19 protein-coding genes and 1 riboswitch are annotated in these 16,164 nt (G+C 70.3%); of the genes, 11 read left to right on the top strand and 8 right to left on the bottom strand.

Features of this window, described 5'->3' with window-relative positions:
- Positions 1–64 precede the first annotated feature (64 nt).
- Together AL2_RS39695 and AL2_RS02580 are read left to right on the top strand one after the other, a co-directional pair.
- Positions 65–1,522 (top strand): CdiA C-terminal domain-containing protein, encoded by a 1,458-nt coding sequence (locus tag AL2_RS39695; RefSeq protein ID WP_210748143.1) that lies wholly within the window; start codon positions 65–67, stop codon positions 1,520–1,522.
- An 8-nt stretch (positions 1,523–1,530) separates the two neighbouring features.
- A complete protein-coding gene (locus AL2_RS02580) occupies positions 1,531–1,920 on the top strand; it encodes a hypothetical protein (protein WP_067628716.1) in 390 nt (129 codons plus the stop codon).
- A 289-nt stretch (positions 1,921–2,209) separates the two neighbouring features.
- Here AL2_RS02580 and AL2_RS37175 read toward each other — a convergent pair whose 3' ends face one another.
- Genes AL2_RS37175 through AL2_RS02570 form a run of 3 tightly spaced genes read right to left on the bottom strand, consistent with a single transcriptional unit; the run spans position 2,210 to position 3,352 of the window.
- Positions 2,210–2,773 carry a hypothetical protein gene (locus AL2_RS37175; protein WP_157437973.1) on the bottom strand — a complete coding sequence of 188 codons (564 nt, stop codon included), beginning with the start codon at positions 2,771–2,773 and terminating at the stop codon, positions 2,210–2,212.
- A gap of 26 nt (positions 2,774–2,799) precedes the next feature.
- Positions 2,800–3,165, bottom strand: a complete 366-nt coding sequence (locus tag AL2_RS02575) for a hypothetical protein (protein ID WP_067628714.1) — start codon at positions 3,163–3,165, stop codon at positions 2,800–2,802.
- A complete protein-coding gene (locus AL2_RS02570) occupies positions 3,155–3,352 on the bottom strand; it encodes a hypothetical protein (protein ID WP_210748142.1) in 198 nt (65 codons plus the stop codon). The genes AL2_RS02575 and AL2_RS02570 overlap by 11 nt, the downstream gene beginning before the upstream one ends.
- Before the next feature lie 146 nt (positions 3,353–3,498).
- Here AL2_RS02570 and AL2_RS02565 point away from each other — a divergent pair, with 146 nt between their 5' ends.
- A complete protein-coding gene (locus tag AL2_RS02565) occupies positions 3,499–4,563 on the top strand; it encodes an NsdA family TPR-like regulatory protein (protein ID WP_067628711.1) in 1,065 nt (354 codons plus the stop codon).
- A 137-nt stretch (positions 4,564–4,700) separates the two neighbouring features.
- Here AL2_RS02565 and AL2_RS02560 read toward each other — a convergent pair whose 3' ends face one another.
- The 5 genes from AL2_RS02560 to AL2_RS02545 all read right to left on the bottom strand — a co-directional run bounded on the left by AL2_RS02560 (position 4,701) and on the right by AL2_RS02545 (position 9,989).
- Positions 4,701–5,822 carry a zinc-dependent alcohol dehydrogenase family protein gene (locus tag AL2_RS02560; RefSeq protein ID WP_067628708.1) on the bottom strand — a complete coding sequence of 374 codons (1,122 nt, stop codon included), beginning with the start codon at positions 5,820–5,822 and terminating at the stop codon, positions 4,701–4,703.
- A complete protein-coding gene (locus tag AL2_RS02555; RefSeq protein ID WP_083945864.1) occupies positions 5,819–6,235 on the bottom strand; it encodes an acyl-CoA thioesterase in 417 nt (138 codons plus the stop codon). The genes AL2_RS02560 and AL2_RS02555 overlap by 4 nt, the downstream gene beginning before the upstream one ends.
- A gap of 234 nt (positions 6,236–6,469) precedes the next feature.
- Positions 6,470–6,628, bottom strand: coding sequence for a hypothetical protein (locus AL2_RS37980; RefSeq protein ID WP_168444682.1), 159 nt, complete (start codon positions 6,626–6,628; stop codon positions 6,470–6,472).
- A gap of 53 nt (positions 6,629–6,681) precedes the next feature.
- Positions 6,682–7,638 (bottom strand): ribonucleotide-diphosphate reductase subunit beta, encoded by a 957-nt coding sequence (locus AL2_RS02550; RefSeq protein ID WP_245666267.1) that lies wholly within the window; start codon positions 7,636–7,638, stop codon positions 6,682–6,684.
- Between the two features lie 62 nt (positions 7,639–7,700).
- On the bottom strand, positions 7,701–9,989 hold the full coding sequence (locus AL2_RS02545; RefSeq protein ID WP_067628703.1) for a ribonucleoside-diphosphate reductase subunit alpha: 2,289 nt from the start codon (positions 9,987–9,989) through the stop codon (positions 7,701–7,703).
- A gap of 177 nt (positions 9,990–10,166) precedes the next feature.
- Positions 10,167–10,385, bottom strand: a riboswitch (cobalamin riboswitch).
- Positions 10,386–10,490: 105 nt separating this feature from the next.
- Here AL2_RS02545 and AL2_RS02540 point away from each other — a divergent pair.
- From AL2_RS02540 to AL2_RS02505, 8 genes are all read left to right on the top strand, one after another.
- On the top strand, positions 10,491–11,102 hold the full coding sequence (locus AL2_RS02540; protein WP_067628702.1) for a hypothetical protein: 612 nt from the start codon (positions 10,491–10,493) through the stop codon (positions 11,100–11,102).
- 84 nt (positions 11,103–11,186) lie between these two features.
- Positions 11,187–11,894 (top strand): YcnI family copper-binding membrane protein, encoded by a 708-nt coding sequence (locus AL2_RS02535; protein WP_174550805.1) that lies wholly within the window; start codon positions 11,187–11,189, stop codon positions 11,892–11,894.
- The gene (locus AL2_RS02530; RefSeq protein ID WP_067628700.1) at positions 11,891–12,427 is read left to right on the top strand and encodes a copper resistance CopC family protein; all 537 of its coding nucleotides are present in this window, start codon (positions 11,891–11,893) and stop codon (positions 12,425–12,427) included. The genes AL2_RS02535 and AL2_RS02530 overlap by 4 nt, the downstream gene beginning before the upstream one ends.
- Before the next feature lie 233 nt (positions 12,428–12,660).
- Positions 12,661–13,188, top strand: a complete 528-nt coding sequence (locus AL2_RS02525) for a COG4315 family predicted lipoprotein (protein ID WP_067628699.1) — start codon at positions 12,661–12,663, stop codon at positions 13,186–13,188.
- Between the two features lie 17 nt (positions 13,189–13,205).
- A complete protein-coding gene (locus AL2_RS02520) occupies positions 13,206–13,637 on the top strand; it encodes a hypothetical protein (protein ID WP_067628697.1) in 432 nt (143 codons plus the stop codon).
- 136 nt (positions 13,638–13,773) lie between these two features.
- Positions 13,774–14,541, top strand: coding sequence for a group II truncated hemoglobin (locus AL2_RS02515; protein WP_067628696.1), 768 nt, complete (start codon positions 13,774–13,776; stop codon positions 14,539–14,541).
- A gap of 181 nt (positions 14,542–14,722) precedes the next feature.
- Positions 14,723–15,406, top strand: a complete 684-nt coding sequence (locus AL2_RS02510) for a GNAT family N-acetyltransferase (RefSeq protein ID WP_067628694.1) — start codon at positions 14,723–14,725, stop codon at positions 15,404–15,406.
- Positions 15,407–15,598: 192 nt separating this feature from the next.
- The gene (locus tag AL2_RS02505) at positions 15,599–16,027 is read left to right on the top strand and encodes a DoxX family protein (protein WP_067628691.1); all 429 of its coding nucleotides are present in this window, start codon (positions 15,599–15,601) and stop codon (positions 16,025–16,027) included.
- Positions 16,028–16,164: the final 137 nt, after the last annotated feature.

Below are 16,164 nucleotides of genomic sequence, written 5' to 3'. Positions count from 1 at the left end.
TTGCTCCCCCTAGCCCGACCTGTTCGCAACCTCTAACCTGACAACCCGTCGGGCGGGAGGTGCGATGGACCGAGCAGAACAAGCGGCTTCCCTGTTACCGCACGTCAAACGATTAGCCGAAGAAGACGGCCCCGCCCTGAAACGCGCCCACACGCTCCTCCTCGACGGAGCCTTGGTGGGCCCGGCCGCCGACCGCCTCCAGAAGACCTTCGCGAACCAGCACGAGGACGTGCGCTCCGCCTTCTACGCCGCCTTCGACTCCGTCCGGCACCTGGCCGTGGGCGCCGGCCCGCCCCGCGTCCTGGACCCCTACATCCCGGGCGCACCCCGGGGAGGCCGTCCCGCATCGGCCGTCCGCAGCGGCTCACCGGAGAAGCTCGACCAGCTCAGCGCGGAACTGACGCGCGCCTCGAACTCCTGGGAGGGCGCCGCCCAGGCCCTCTCCGAAATACTCGCCAACCTCGCCCTCAGCACCGCCCCCGCCAGGACGATCTCACAAGCCGCGCGCACGATCTCCCAGCAGAAGTCCGAAGTACGCCGAAGCCGCGACGAACTCCTCAAGACCGACCGCCAACAGGTCGTCCAGCCCGCCAAAACCGGCAACGTGTTCCACGACGGCTGGAACGCCTACGCCCACCACTACCTCCCCGGCCTCGGCCAAGGCGTGAAGGACATGGGCCTCGGCGCGTTGGCCGGCAACCCGATGACCGCCCCCTTCTACATAGCGATCAAACCGAAGGGCTGGCTGGAGCGAGGCCCCGTAGGCCAGATTCAGGGCCTCGCCCAAGGCGTCCAACACCCGGTCGCCTTCGCCAAGGCCACCATCAACTGGGAAGAATGGAAACGCGACCCCGTCCGCGCGTTCGGCGAGGCCGCCCCCACGATCGTCATAACAGCAGTGACCGGCGGCACCGGCTCAGGCTCCGGCATAACCGCCCGCCTGGCCACAGCCCTCCGCCGCACCGGCAGAACCGAAACCGCCGCCTCCGCCCGCGCCCTCCAACAAGCCGCCGCCGAAGCCTCCAAAACCAGCAAACTATCCGAGAAACCCTCGGCGGCTCGTCATCCAACCACTCCTCACCCCGAGTCTCCCAAACAACCGAATATCGACACAAAGCCAGCCGACACACAGCCATCGCTCGCCGGAGCTGGAAAACTCGATGAATCCAGAAAGACATTCAACCAAAAAGAGCGCTTGATCGCGGATCTACTGATTTCAGAGGGCCGCCGTGTGGAGGCCGTGCCAGAATCCAAGGTCGACAGAGTGCGGACACCGGATGCTCTCGTGGACGACGTTCCAGTCGAGTTCAAAAGCCTTAAACCAGGTGCCGTACCCGGGAGCATCAAGAACGCCCTGAATACAGCGAAGGGACAGGCACCTAGTGCGATCATCGACGCCCGCGGCAGCGGACTGACAGAAGATGGCGCCAGAGAAGGATTGAACCGGTTCCTACGCCACAATCCCGGACGCATGGATTCAATCCGAATCCTTGGCGACGGGTACGACATAACCTGGCCTTGAGGGGCAACGTGAGCAGCTATCACGAAATATTCATCCGAACGAGCAACTCGATCGATCAACTCGTGACCGACATAGCGACCGCCGCGAACTGCAAGATGCGCAAGTTCGACACGAAAGACAACCCTATCGCCTACGCTGGGCGAACTCGTGACGTGGCAGTAGAGGTCGAACTGCACCACGATTTCGAAGACGACTTCGGCATGAATTTTTCCCAATACCCGATAGTCGTCACACTGCGCTCTTTTGACAGCGACAAGGCACATGAGGAGACGGTGGCCAAGGATATCTTCGAAAAAATGGCCGCGATCGACGACTATGCAATGATCCTCACATTCGACCTCCAGAGACTGATAGCGGAACACCCATCTGGCAATGCACCCCCTGGCCGCGGACAGTGAGGAGGCCGGAGCACGAAGATCGTCCCAGAAGCCCGCACCGCCTTCGGCTTCCGCAACCGCCACAACCAAGGACTCCGGTCACGTTGCGCAACCACCCGACGAGCCCGACGACATGGGTCCCCGCCCAAATTCGAAGACCCCACAAAGTTCACGAACGCAAAAGTCCCCGGCATGACCGGAACAGTATTTGGATCACTGCTCGTCCAGGACGGCGACAGGTCGACCGAACTCGCCGGCCCCCAGATGGGGGCGCCGGCTCAGAAGCAATGGCGCCCACGTCTCACATGCGTCACCGCGGGACGGCGGCGGTCAGGTGGATGCACGTGGTGAGGAGCCAGTGGACGATGCCCCTGACGCGGGACGGTGCGGCGCTCCGCCAGCCTCTGTCCGAGAGGCTCCAGCTTCCGTCGAGCCGACGGGGGGACGGCCGCGAACCATGGGGGACGTTCTCAGTCCTGGCAGTGGGGCGGGGACGGCTGACTGCGTTGGGCCGAGGACACGCGGTCTCGTCATGGGAGCGGGGTGGCGGGCCGGGCGTGACCGTTGCGTGCCGGACGCCATCCGCCGGGTGTACTGCCGGTTCGCGAAATGCGGGCGGGCGTTGCGGGGCGAGGGCGGCGTGGAGCCGACGGGCGAGGTCGGTGGACGTCTTCGCCTCGACCAGGCGGTCCGGGAGGAGCGCCCACAGCGAACCGCTGTATTCGCAATGCCAGATGCACAGGCCGGGAAAAGCGCGGCGCAGGTGGTCGAGGGCTTGGTCGATGTCGGCGTCCATCTCGATCGATGTATGCGGCCGGGCGGTGGGCGCGGCGCTGCTCGTCCGGCCCGAGTAGTCCTCGGGGAAACGGATCATCGGGATACCGCCGGCGGCGTGCGGTGTTACCAGGTGGCGGGGAACATGCGGTGCTTGAGGAGCGTGTCCACCTGCTCGGCGGCGTGCTCGGTGTCGCCGCACGGGGCGAGGTGGCCGTGCCATCCGCGTCCGGCCTCGTAGTAGGCCCAGCTCCCGCCGGACGTGGCGCAAACGGTCACCGCGGCGCGGACGTGGTCGTCCGGCCCGAACGCGAAGACCCACAGCACCGGCGGCCGGGTGGGGAGTTCGCCGGCTTGGTAGAGCTTGATGTGCCGGTAGCCCTTCGCTTGGACGGCGACGGCGAGCAGGTCCAGGTTGCGGGTGGCGGTGGCGCGTCCCAGCCGGGTCCGCCACCGCAGCAGGTGGCGGCGTGCGGCGATCTCAGCGGGCACGGAGCACCGCCCGGATGCGTTCGGCGAGTTGTTCGGGGGTGTCGGCGTCGGCGGACGCCTCCCGGTTGAGGTCTTCACGGGTGAGGGGCCCGCGAGTCGCCCACCAGCGTCCCCGGTCGGTCCGGATGATGCTCCAGCCCGGGAACTCCTCCCGAAAACGGGCCTTGACCCGCTCAATCTCGTCCAAGATGACCCCTTTCCAGGGGATATGTATGAGTAGTACTTCGATCACTGTTAGTGAACATGCGGCAGCGGCGGGGCGACCAGGGGAGAGTTGGGGGAGGAATAGGGGAGAGTTCCTCCTCCCCCACGACGGTCGGAAGGTGCGGTGCAGTGACCTCCCCCGGCAAGAAGGCCATCGGCGCGCGGCTGCGCGAGGCGCGCGAGGCTCCGCCCTACTGGTCGCGCACGACGATGGCCCAGCGTCTGCGTGAGGCGGCCGCCCCCGGCGTCCGGGTCGCCCTGCCCAGCTCCGAATCGCTCGTCGCGATGATCAAGCAGTGGGAGGCGGGGAGATTCGTCCCGCGCCCCGACTACCGCGCCCTCTACGCCAAGGCCACCGGCCGCAACGAACACGACCTCTTCGGCGACTACCCGCACTCCCCCGGCGTCCACTGGCACACCGACGGGATCACCCCGGACGACACCGAGCGCCTCACTCTTGCGACCCTGCGGCCCGCACGGATCGATGCCCCAGTGCTCGACACGCTCGCCGCCGTCCTGGCCGGGCAGCGGAGGCTGGAGGACGCGCTCGGAGCCGCAGCCCTCCTCGTCACCGTCTCCACCCAGCTCAACGCCCTGATGGCGACGCTCAAGGACGTTCGAAGCCCGCTGCGAGGACGACTCGGCCGCATCGTCGCCGAGTGGACCGTGTACGCCGGGTGGCTGAACGCGGCGGTGCGACGCGACAGGCAGGCGATCGCCCTGTTCGGGGTCGGCGAGGAGATGGCCGACGAGTTCGGCGACGGCACCGTCGCGGGGATCGCCACCTCGTTCCGTGGTTATGTCGCACGGCAGCAGGGCCGTCCTCGCGGGGTCGTGCGCGCGTCAATGGCGGCACTGGCCACGCCGGGCGGCCATCCCGTCCAGGCGACGTTCGACCGGTTGCAGGCCGCGCAGGGATACGCCGCGCTCGGGGAGGCCGACCGTGCGCGACGCTTTCTGGACGAGGCCGCCGCCCGGGCCGCTGACGATATCGAACCACCGCCGCCCGTCTATTGGTATTCCAGGCCGTTCTTCGCCCTGAACATCGGCGTCGCGCAGCTCGGCATCGGCGACCATTCGAACGCGGCGGCGCTCTTGGCCGAAGGGCTGGACGGCATCCCACCCGACCAGGCCGACGCCGAGTGGCTCGGCGAGTACCGGGTCGCATTGGCCAGGGCACGTGACCGATCCTGACCGGGTCAGGGGCGGTGGCTGGGCTGGCGGGTCGAAGCCCTGCTGCAGTGGTTGGTTATTCCTGCGGCCGGGCCCGGTCGCGGGTGTGGGAGGCGCTGGGGGTGTTTCAGGTCGTTGGGACGCAGGGATGGACGTCCTCAGAATGTGACGATCTGGCGGACGGCCTTGGCGGTGTGGAGGTGGTCGAAGCCCGAGTTGATGTCGTCCAGGGGGAGGCGGCCGGAGAGCAGGGCGTCCACGGGGAGGGTGCCGTTGCGGTACATGGCGATGAAGCGGGGGACGTCGCGGCGCGGGACGCAGGAGCCCAGGTAGCTGCCGCGCAGGGTCCTCTCCTCGGCGACGAGGCTGAGGGCCGGGAGCGACAGGGGGGCGCCGGGGGCGGGCAGGCCGACGGTGACCGTTGTGCCGCCGGGCCGGGTGGCGGCGTAGGCCTGTTCCAGGACGGGCACGACGCCTGTCGTGTCGATGACCTTCTCGGCGCCGCCGGGCGTCAGGTCGCGGAGGGCTTCGGTGGCGTCCGGGCCGCCCTCGACAGGGTGCGCGCCCAGCTTCTCCGCTAGGTCGAGTTTGTCCGGGACGAGGTCGATCGCGTAGACCGTCGCGGCGCCGGCGGCCTTGGCGGCGAGGACGGCGGCCAGGCCGACACCGCCCAGGCCGAAGACGGCGACGGTGTCGCCGGGGGTCACGGCGGCGCTGTAGAGCGCGGCGCCGGCGCCGGTCAGCACGGCGCAGCCGAACAGGGCCGCGATGTCGAACGGGAGGTCGCGGTCGATCTTCACGGCGGAGCGGGACGAGACGACGGTGTACTCGGAGAACGCCGAGACGCCCAGGTGGTGGTTGGGGCGGGTGCCGTCCGGGGCGACGAAGCGCTTGCCGCCGCCGAGCAGGGTGCCCGCGCCGTTCGCCTGCGCGCCGGGGCCGCAGAGGGCGGGACGTCCGGCGACGCAGCGCTCGCAGTGGCCGCAGGCCGGGACGAACGCGAGGACGACGTGGTCGCCCGGAGCGAATTCCGTGCCGGGGCCGGTCTCGATCACTTCGCCCGCCGCCTCGTGGCCGAGTGCCATCGGGAGGGGGCGGGGACGGGAGCCGTTGATGACCGACAGGTCGGAGTGGCAGAGGCCCGCCGCGCCGATCCTGATCAGGAGTTCGCCGGGGCCGGGCGGGTCGAGGCGCAGGTCGGTGATCTCCAGCGGGCGCGAGGACGCGTAGGGAGCGGGGCGTCCCGACTCGACGAGGACGGCGGCGCGGGTCTCGATCATGGGGTGAGCAGCTTCTCCATCTCGGTGCGGACGGTGCCCGTGATCTCCACCGGGCGGCGGGTGTGCCGGTCGACGAAGACGTGCACGAAATGGCCCTCGGCGACCAGTGCCTCGTCGGACGCGCGGAACATTCCGATCTCCCAGCGGACGCTGGAGCGGCCCAGCTTGCCGATGCGCAGCCCGATCTTGATCGCGTCCGGGAACGACACCTCGGCCTTGTACTCGCAGTGCGACTCGACGCACAGGCCGATGGCGTCGGACGCCGCGGGATCGAAACCGGCCGTCCGGATCATCCACTCGTTGATGACGGTGTCCATGAGCGAGTAGTGGACGACGTTGTTGACGTGCCCGTAGACGTCGTTGTCCTTCCACCGCGTCGGGACGTTCTCCCAGTGCTGGTACTCGCCGGTCATGCAGGGCAGCCTAGGGTCGTCCCGGCGGCATCGCGGCATCGGGCGGGAGGAACGGTGACCGTGCAAAACGGCGTCCGGGCGCGCCGGTGCGGGCGCCCAATGGGGAAGCGGCGTCCACCAGGCCGCGAGGAAAGGTTCTGAGCACGATCCCGGCCAGGTGAACGCCGCCCCCAGGCGGCGCCGCGCGGACGCCGCCCGCCTGTCGGGACGCGCGGGCGGCGTCGCGGGGAGGCGTCAGTGGCGTCGGCGGCCACCGCCTCCGCGTAGCCGGGCGAGCAGGCCGCGCGCCTTAGCCTGGGTGCGGGGGTCGCGGGCGTAGCGTTCGGCCTTCGCCCGCATCCTGCGGCCCTGCGGGCCCCGCGCGTACCTCATGATCCGGTCGACGACAGGCATGTTCGTCCTCCTCGGCCTAGGTCTCCGTTCAACGAGTGCCCGGTCCGAGAAGTTCAGAACGCCTCGTCGAGGGTGACGTTCCCCTCCACGCCGATCTGGTACGCCGAAACCCGCCGCTCGAAGAAGTTGGACAGCTCCTGGACGTCCTGCAGCTCCATGAACGCGAACGGGTTCGCGGTGCCGTAGCGGGCGGGGAGGCCGAGCCGGACGAGCCGCTGGTCCGCCACGTATTCGAGGTAGGCGCGCATGTCGCCGGCGCTCATGCCGGGCAGCCCGTCGCCGCACAGGTCGTGGGCGAAGGCCAGTTCCGCCTGGACGGCCTCCTCCAGCATCGCGGTGACCTGGGACGTCAGCTCGGCGTCGAACAGCTCCGGTTCCTCGGCCCGGACGGTGTCCACCACGGAGAACGCGAATTCCATGTGCATCGACTCGTCCCGGAACACCCAGTTCGTCCCGGAGGCGAGGCCGTTCAGCAGGCCGCGCGACCGGAGCCAGTACACGTAGGCGAAGGCGCCGTAGAAGAACAGCCCCTCGATGCAGGCCGCGAAGCAGATGAGGTTGAGCAGGAAGGTGCGCCGGTCGGCGGCGGAGCGGAGTTCGTCCAGGGCGCCGAGCGAGTCGATCCAGCGGAAGCAGAACTCCGCCTTCGCCCGGATGGACGGGATGTGCTCGATCGCCGCGAACGCCCGCGCGCGCTCGTCCTGATCGGGCAGGTAGGTGTCCAGGAGAGTCAGGTAGAACTGTACGTGGACGGCCTCCTCATATAGCTGCCTGGACAGGTAGAGCCGGGCCTCCGGGGCGTTCACGTGCTTGTAGAGGTTCAGCACCAGGTTGTTCGCCACGATCGAGTCGCCGGTGGCGAAGAACGCGACGAGCCGGTTGACGAGGTGCAGTTCGGCGGGCGTCAGGCGGGCCAGATCGGCCATGTCGGACGCGAGGTCGACCTCTTCCACCGTCCACGTGTTGCGGATCGCGGCCCGGTACCGCTCGTAGAAATCGGGGTAGCGCATGGGCCGCAAGGTCAAGTCCATGCCGGCATCGAGCAGCATGCCGTGCCCTTCCGTTCGCGCGCTCACTGGCAGGCCTCGCAAGTCTCGGGGTTCTCCAGGGAGCACACGGCGGCGGACGCGACGGTCGTCTGCGCGATGCGCGTCGCCGGGCGGGAACGCAGGTAGTAGGTCGTCTTGAGGCCCGCGCGCCACGCGTAGGCGTACATCGAGGAGAGCTTGCCGATCGTCGGCGTCTCCATGAACAGGTTCAGCGAGTGCGCCTGGTCGATGTACGGGGTGCGGGCGGCGGCGAGGTCGATGAGCGCCTTCTGCGGCAGTTCCCAGGCCGTCCGGTAGAGGACGCGCATCTCGTCCGGCAGGTCGGCGAGGCCCTGGACGGACCCGTTCGCCTTCTTGATCGCCTCCCGGACGGACGGCGTCCACCGGCCGAGCGACTTCAGGTCGTCCACCAGGTAGCCGTTGATCTGCAGGAACTCGCCCGACAGCGTCTCGCGCTTGAACAGGTTGGACACCTGCGGCTCGACGCACTCGAAGCAGCCCGCGATGGACGCGATCGTCGCGGTCGGCGCGATCGCGATCAGCAGCGAGTTGCGGAGCCCGACCTCGGCCACGCGAGCGCGAAGCGCCTCCCATTCGGCGGGACGGGTCGGCGCCGCGTCCGGGAAGTGGTCGATGTGGAGTTGGCCTCGCGCGGTGCGCGTCATGTCGTACGCGGGCAGCGGCCCATGGGCGGCGGCGAGATCGGCGGACGCGCCGTAGGCGGCCAGCGCGATCTCCTCCGCGATGCGTGTGGAGAGCGCGCGGGCCTCGTCCGAGTCGAACGGCAGGCGCAGCGTGAAGAAGACGTCCGCCAGGCCCATCACGCCCAGGCCGACCGGTCGCCACTTACGGTTGGCCTTCTCCGCCTCCGGCGTGGGGTAGAAGCCCCTGTCGATGGTGCGGTCCAAGAAGCGGACAGCGGTACGGACGGTCGAACGAAGCCGCTCCCAGTCGACCCCGGCGGACGTGACGTGCGCGGCCAGATTCACCGATCCGAGGTTGCAGACGGCCGCTTCGCCGTCGCTCGTCACCTCGAGGATCTCCGTGCACAGGTTCGACAGGTGGACGGTCTGCCCCGGCTCCGCGGTCTGGTTGCAGGCGCGGTTGGCGGCGTCCTTGAACGTCATCCAGCCGTTGCCTGTCTCGGCCAGGGTCCTCATCATGCGCCCGTACAGCTTGCGGGCCGGGATCTGCCGGACGAACCGCCCCTCCCGCTCCGCCGCCCGGTACGCCTCGTCGAACGCGTCGCCCCACAGGTCGGCCAGCTCGGGGACCTCCTTCGGGTCGAACAGCGACCACGTCGCGTCGTCCTCGACGCGGCGCATGAACTCGTCCGGGATCCAGTTGGCGAGGTTGAGGTTGTGGGTCCGGCGCGCGTCCTCGCCCGTGTTGTCGCGCAGTTCGAGGAACTCCTCGACGTCGGCGTGCCACGGCTCCAGGTACACGCAGGCCGCGCCCTTGCGGCGCCCGCCCTGGTTGACGGCGGCGACGGACGCGTCGAGCGTGCGCAGCCACGGGACGATCCCGTTCGAATGCCCGTTGGTGCCGCGGATCAGCGACCCCCGGGACCGGACCTTCGTCCACGAGATCCCGATGCCGCCCGCGTACTTGCTGAGCCGCGCGACCTGCCCGTACCGCTCGTAGATCGACTCCAGCTCGTCGCGCGGCGAGTCGAGCAGGAAGCAGGACGACAGCTGCGGGCGGCGCGCCGCCGAGTTGAACAGCGTCGGCGAGCTGGGCAGGTACGACAGCGTGCTGAGCAGCCCGTACAGTTCGGCCGCCTCGTCCACGGTGCCGGCGAGGCCGCAGGCCACGCGGAGCAGGAAGTGCTGCGGGTGTTCCAGGACGAGCCGCGACCGCGGATGCCTCAGCAGATACCGGTCGTAGAGGGTGCGCAGCCCGAAGTACTCGAACCGCTCGTCGGCGGAGTCGTCGACGAGCGCGTTCAGGGCGGGCGCGTTGGCGGCGGCGAAGGCGGCCGGGGCGTCCGCCAGCAGGCCCTCGCGGTGCGCGGTGGCGACCGAATCGGCGAACGCGACGACGCCGGCGGACGCCGCCTCGTCCCGGATCCGGGCGCCGAGCAGCCGCGCGGCGACCTTGGAGTAGCCGGGTTCGGCGGGCACGAGGGCGGCGGCCTCCCCGATCGCGAGGTCCCGCAGCGCCGCGGCGTCCAGCCCGTTCCCGGAGCGGACGGCGGCGAGCACCCGGCCCGCTTCGACGTCCGGTATGCCGTCGCAGGCGGCCTCGACCTCCGCGATGATCCCCCGCAAAGACGATGCGGCCGCCGGCGGCGCGGCCAGAGCCTGTGTCACGTGCGTCTCCCCTCGCAAGCCGCCTCGCGGAGGCATGCGGACGGGACGCGACGGCACGCCGCGCTCCGCCCTCCGGCCCACCCGCGAGGCCTGGACGTGTCGGTCCGGGGGACGACCCCCGGACTCCCGAAGAGTCGGTCGGGCGAGCCTCGCTCCGCTGGAGCTCCACTGCGGTCGCCCGGCTTCCTCGAACTGGCAGGTCTTCGGACTCGCGGGCGTCGCCTCATGGAGGCGTCCTACTGGCCGTCGCTTCCCAGGCCCGTAGCGGGCCCAGTGCTCGATGACGGCGGTCGTTCCCGCTCACCGCTGCGGGGCAGCCCCGGATTCACACCGGGTTCCCTCTCACGACGCCCCCGCCGCGAACGGCGGGGGCGTACCAGCACGGGATTGAACCCTACATGTAGTTGACGATCTTTGCGCAACCCCAAGATGTTGGGCGCGTCGACGCGGTTGCGGGGTCGGCTGCACGGACGGCGCCGGCGGTGGCACGATGGTCCCGTCATGCTCGACCGCCCCCGCGAACCCCTGTTCCGGACCGCCCGCGCGGTGGTCTTCGCGACCGCGTGCGTCGCGCTGGCCGTCCTCGGGCACAACCTCGCAGGTGGATGCGCGGTCCCGGTGTGGGCGGGGACGACGGGGTTCGGCGCGGTCCTCGGCGTGACGCTGATGCTGGCGGGCCACGAACGCTCCCTCGCCACGATCCTCGGCGGGCTGCTCGGCGGGCAGTTCGCGCTGCACACGCTGTTCACCAACGCGTCGGCGCACCCCGCACCGGCGATGCCGCACCACACGGCCGCCATGGCGGCGCCGGCCGCGCACGGCGGCAACGGCCTGCTCATGACGCTCGCGCACTGCGTGGCCGCGCTGGTCGCCGCCTGGTGGCTGCGGCGCGGCGAGCGGGCCGCGTGGACGATGGCCCGCCGGGTCGCCGCCGCGGCGGACCGTCCCATCCGGCTGCTGCCGGCCCTGCTCACCATCGAGGAGGCCACGTACCCGCAGCCGATTCCCGTGGTGCCGGAGAAGACCGCGGGCACGGCCAACGACCGGGTGCTGCGGCATCAGGTGGTCCGGCGGGGTCCCCCGCCGCGTTCGAGGGCGCTCGCACACCGCTGAGGTTCCGAGGCGGGCGCCGTACGTCACCGGACGCCGGTCCACGGCGCATCCGGATTTCCCGTACGACTCGAACGGAGTTCCGTCATGTCCTTCTTCCCGCATGTGCGCCGGCTGGGCGCCATCACGTCCCTCGCCGCCATGTCCGTGGCGGCCCTGGCCACCGCCGCGTCCGCGCACGTCACCGCCAACCCGAAGACCGCCGAGCAGGGCTCCTACGCCAAGGTGTCGTTCCGGGTGCCGAACGAGCGCGACAACGCGTCCACGACCAAGATCGTGGTGCACCTGCCGGTCGACCACCCGCTGGCGTCGGTGTCGGTCCGCCCCACCCCGGGCTGGACGGTGAAGGCCGAGAAGTCGAAGCTGCCGAAGCCGATCAAGTCCCACGGCGGCGAGCTGACCCGGGCCGTGACCACGATCACGTGGTCGGGCGGCAAGATCGAAGCGGGCCGGTTCCAGGAGTTCGACGTCTCGATGGGACCGCTTCCGACCGACACCGACCAGCTGATGTTCAAGACCGACCAGACGTACTCCAACGGCGAGGTCGTCAAGTGGCAGGAGGCCCCGGCCGAGGGCGCCGCCGAGCCGGAGCACCCGGCGCCGACGCTCAAGCTCACCCCGGAGGACGCCGCGACCACGGCGGGCCTGACCGCGGAGCGGAAGCCCGCCGCCAAGAGCACGGCGTCGTCCGATGACGGGACGGCCCGGCTCCTCGGCGGCATCGGCATCGCGGTCGGCGTGGCCGGCCTCGGCCTCGGCGGCTACGGCCTGAGCCGCGCGCGGAGCCGGGCATGAACAAGGCAACGCGGCGGATCGCGGCCGGCGTCCTCGCCGCCGGGACGGCCCTCGCCCTGACGGCGGCTCCGGCCTCCGCGCACACCACGCTGACGTCGGCGAACCCGGCGAAGGACGCGACGGTCTCGGCGCCGTCCCAGATCGTCCTCACCTACGCCGACCCGGTGCGCCTGCCCCGCGTGATCCTCATGGACGCGTCCAAGAAGCAGTACCAGACCGGGTCGGCCCAGGCGGTCGACAACAAGGTCACGCAGGCGGTGAACGGCGCGCTGCCGAACGGGAAGTACACGGTGGGCTGGCGCGTCGTGGCCTCGGACGGCCATCCGGTCGAGGGCACCTACACCTTCACCGTGACGGGGTCCTCGGGCGCCGCGCAGCCCGCCGCCCCGGCACCGTCCCCGGCCGCGGCGACGTCCGCGCAGACGTCGCCGGGCTCGTCCGGCTGGCTCTGGATCGGGCTGATCGTGCTGGTCATCGCCCTGGCCGCCGGAGCGGTCGCCTGGCTGCGCCGCTCGTCTTCCGCACAGGACTGATCACCGTCCCCCGGCCGGGTGATCGCGTGCTTCACGCGTGATCATCCGGCCGGGCAGGCCGGTCAATGGGCGGCCGCGTCGCAGCCGCGGGCCGCCGTCCGGGGAACCGTACAGCTATGGAAAAGAGCGGGTCACAACCGGGACCGGAGCAGTTCGCGGGAGGGGACGGCGGGTAATCGGCGCCGCAGAAGGCGCAGCGGGCGACCGCTGGCAGGCCAACGGGGAGGGTACGTATGTCCCGGATACGTCGACTGCCGATGATCATGGCGGGAGCGACCGCCGGAGTGGCTCTGGCGACGGTCGCCGGGTGCGGCGGAGGCGGATCGAGCGGATCGGGATCGTCCGGCTACGGCGGCGGATCGGCGACGTCCTCGGCGCCCACCGGCGGCACGTCCGGCCAGACGATCAAGGCGGCGAGCGTGGGGAACCTGGGGCCGATCCTGGTCGACGGCACGGGCCGGACGGTCTACCTCTTCGAGAAGGACACGGGGGGCAAGTCGTCCTGCTCCGGGGCGTGCACGTCGGTGTGGCCGCCGGTCACGACCAGCGTGCGGCCCCAGCCCGGTTCGGGCGCGGACGCCTCGAAGCTGAGCACCACCAAGCGGAGCGACGGCACGACGGAAGTCAGCTATTCCGGGCACCCGCTGTACTACTACGCGCCCGACGGCACCTCCGGCGGCAGCACCGGGGGGCAAGGGCTCGACCAGTTCGGCGCCAAGTGGTACGTGCTGTCGCCGTCCGGTAGCGCGGTCACCAAATAGTCCTACGGGTGATTGCCATGCGTGACCTACTGCGCTACCTGGGCGCCCTGCTCCTGTTCGGCATCGGCGCCCTCCATCTGTACGAGTACTTCGCCGACGACTACCGCGACGTCCCGACCATCGGCGTCCTGTTCCTGCTCAACTTCGCGGGGGCGGTGGCGCTCGGGCTCCTTCTGGTGAGCCCGCTCGGGTCGCTCCCGGGGGTCCGGTCGGTCCCGGCCGCCGGACGGGCGGCGCACGCGCTCGTGGCGCTCGGGGGGATCGTGTTCGCGGCCGGCACCATCATCGGCCTTCTGATCAGCGAGACGGGCACACTTTTCGGCTTCCAGGAAGGCGGCTACCGGACCGTCATCGCGGTCTCGCTGGGCCTGGAGTCCGCCGCCGTCGTCGTGCTCGCGGGTTTCCTGGCCCTCGAAGCGCGCCGGATGCGGACGCGGCCGTCCCGCTGAAGCACGCCCGTCGCACGGGGAGCCGGACATCCGGCCGGAAGACCACTCGCATCCGCCCCAGATTGATCATTTGGCTTCCGGTCCAATGATTACAGGATTACAGTGATAGCCCGACCGGTCGCTTCTGGGGGCTTCCTTGATCGTTGAGTACATCCGCTACCGCATCGACCCGCACCAGGCCGACGAGTTCGAGGCCGCCTACGCCCGCGCCTCCGTCCCCCTCGCCGCCGCGCCGCAATGCGTGGACTTCGAGCTGTCCCGCTGCGTCGAGGAGCCCTCGTCCTACATCCTGCGCATCGGCTGGACGTCCACCGACGACCACATGAAGGGGTTCCGCGGCGGCGAGCACTTCCCCGCCTTCTTCGCCGAGATCAAGCCGTACGTGCGGCAGATCGAGGAGATGCGGCACTACGAGCAGACGCCCGTGCGCGGCGCCGGCTCGTCCGTCCCGACGATCTACGACTGGGCGGGCGGAACCGAAGCCTTCGAACGCCTCACCGAGGTCTTCTACGGCAACGTCCTCAAGGACGACCTGCTGTTCCCCCTCTTCGAGCACATGGCCCCGGACCACCCGAAATGGGTCGCGATCTGGCTGAGCGAGGTCTTCCGCGGCCCTGAGCGCTACAGCCAGGAGCGCGGCGGCTACCACCACATGGTCCGCCAGCACCTGCGCCGCGGCATCACCGAGGCCCAGCGCCGCCGCTGGGTCTCCCTCCTCATGGACGCCGCGGACGAGGTCGGCCTCCCGGACGACCCCGAGTTCCGCGCCGCCTTCACGTCCTACATCGAGTGGGGCACGCGCATAGCCCTGTCCAACTCCCAGCCCGACGCGACCCCACCCCTGAAGGCCCCCATGCCGCACTGGGGCTGGGGCGTGGCCCCGCCCTACATCCCGTCCAAGTAGACCGGCTGGACGTACCGTCCTCCCCTGCGGAGGGCGGCACGTTCGCGTTTCGGTACAGGCACCCTGGCTCCCGGCCGAGCGCCACCCCGAGGGCACCTCAGCCGCAAGCCACGAGGCCGACTCGATCGAGTCTGGCAGTAAAATTCGCTTGGTTTTCGCCCACGGTGAGAGGTTCGGCACGATGGCAGACCGCGACGAGGTCGCGCTGGACGACCCTGTGGGCGAGTCGCTTCGTGGACACCATGCGCACCTTGCGCGCCGGCTGGGACGGGTCGCCGGTTATGTGCCGGGGGTCTCGACGTTCTCCGCGGTGTCCGCCGAGCCGGACGCGGCGGAGTGGTCCGACCTCGCCCGGCTACTCGGGAGCGGGGAACTCGCCGACATGTTCAGCAGCCCCGCGATCCCGCCGCCGGATTGGGAGCCAGTGTTCGTCCTGGACGGCCTCCAGATGGTGTGGCGCGGTAGCAGCGAGACTGACACGGGGGTGGAGGAACTGGGCGCGGATGACGTACCCGACATGCTCGACCTCGTCGCACGGACCCGGCCGGGGCCGTTCTGGGCGCGCACGCACGAACTCGGCACCTATGTCGGCGTCCGCGAGAACGGCGCCCTGGTGGCGATGGCGGGCGAACGGCTCCGGCCGCCGGGATGGACGGAGATCAGCACCGTCTGCACCGCCCCCGAGGCGCGCGGGCGCGGCCACGCCGCCCGGCTGGTACGCGCGCTCGCTGCCCACATCACGTCCCGGGGCAACCGTCCGTTCCTGCACGCGGCCGAGGCGAACACCGGGGCGATCGCGCTCTACGAACGGCTCGGCTTCAAGACCCGGAAGCACGTGACCTTCCGCGGCTTCCGAGTTCCCTGACGGCCGCGGCGACGTCGTCTGACGCACCGTGCAGAAGCCCCGACGCCCACGCGACTCACCGCTCTGACCTGCGGCGTTGGGGTCGCGAAGAAAATCTTGAAGAAAAATCGGGTGGGGTGTCGATCCGGGCGCGGGCCGTGCGACGCGTTAGTGAAAGGCCGATGAGACGCACCGCACGGAGGGACCACCACCATGACCACCCAGACCGCTCACGCCGCCCCGTCCACCATCACCGCCGCCGACCACGGCACCCGCCGCAAGGTGCTGTGGGGCGCGCAGATCCTGCTGGCCGCGTTCCTGCTGATCGCCTCGGGGCTCCCCAAGCTGATCGGCCAGGCCGACGCCGTCGAGACGTTCGAGCAGATCGGCTGGGGCCAGTGGTTCCGCTACGTCACCGGCCTCGTCGAGGTCGCCGGCGCGATCGGGCTGGTGATCCCCCGCCTGGCCGGGGTCGCCGCGACCGGGCTGATCGGCCTGATGATCGGCGCGATCCTCACCCAGATCCTGGTGCTGGAGCCCGCGTGGAGCGCGATGCCCGCTGCCTTCGCCGTCGTGTTCGCCCTGATCGCCTGGAACCGCCGCCCCGAAACCCGCCGGCTGCTCCACTCCCTCAAGCGCTGACGCGGACCCTGCGGCGGCGGGTGGGATTCCCGCCCCGGACCAGGCGGGTAGGACGGTTTCGACTACCCCCGTTCGGGGGTGGCGCAGGTCACCGGGATGGCGAACCATTCTTGTGACCGGGTGTCCGTCCGGCTACG

Origin of the sequence: Actinomadura latina NBRC 106108, assembly GCF_001552195.1 — a bacterium.
In the GTDB taxonomy this organism is placed as follows: domain Bacteria; phylum Actinomycetota; class Actinomycetes; order Streptosporangiales; family Streptosporangiaceae; genus Spirillospora; species Spirillospora latina.
The sequence above is the reverse complement of the archived record's forward strand: the minus strand, read 5'-3'. Positions and strand labels throughout refer to the sequence as shown.

Coding starts and splice junctions, on each gene's coding strand:
- AL2_RS02540 (WP_067628702.1), top strand. CDS start 10,491: ATGCTCGACCGCCCCCGCGAACCCCTGTTCCGGACCGCCCGCGCGGTG.
- AL2_RS02525 (WP_067628699.1), top strand. CDS start 12,661: ATGTCCCGGATACGTCGACTGCCGATGATCATGGCGGGAGCGACCGCC.
- AL2_RS37175 (WP_157437973.1), bottom strand. CDS start 2,773: ATGATCCGTTTCCCCGAGGACTACTCGGGCCGGACGAGCAGCGCCGCG.
- AL2_RS02510 (WP_067628694.1), top strand. CDS start 14,723: ATGGCAGACCGCGACGAGGTCGCGCTGGACGACCCTGTGGGCGAGTCG.
- AL2_RS39695 (WP_210748143.1), top strand. CDS start 65: ATGGACCGAGCAGAACAAGCGGCTTCCCTGTTACCGCACGTCAAACGA.
- AL2_RS02520 (WP_067628697.1), top strand. CDS start 13,206: ATGCGTGACCTACTGCGCTACCTGGGCGCCCTGCTCCTGTTCGGCATC.
- AL2_RS02555 (WP_083945864.1), bottom strand. CDS start 6,235: ATGACCGGCGAGTACCAGCACTGGGAGAACGTCCCGACGCGGTGGAAG.
- AL2_RS37980 (WP_168444682.1), bottom strand. CDS start 6,628: ATGCCTGTCGTCGACCGGATCATGAGGTACGCGCGGGGCCCGCAGGGC.
- AL2_RS02535 (WP_174550805.1), top strand. CDS start 11,187: ATGTCCTTCTTCCCGCATGTGCGCCGGCTGGGCGCCATCACGTCCCTC.
- AL2_RS02550 (WP_245666267.1), bottom strand. CDS start 7,638: ATGCGCTACCCCGATTTCTACGAGCGGTACCGGGCCGCGATCCGCAAC.
- AL2_RS02505 (WP_067628691.1), top strand. CDS start 15,599: ATGACCACCCAGACCGCTCACGCCGCCCCGTCCACCATCACCGCCGCC.
- AL2_RS02560 (WP_067628708.1), bottom strand. CDS start 5,822: ATGATCGAGACCCGCGCCGCCGTCCTCGTCGAGTCGGGACGCCCCGCT.
- AL2_RS02530 (WP_067628700.1), top strand. CDS start 11,891: ATGAACAAGGCAACGCGGCGGATCGCGGCCGGCGTCCTCGCCGCCGGG.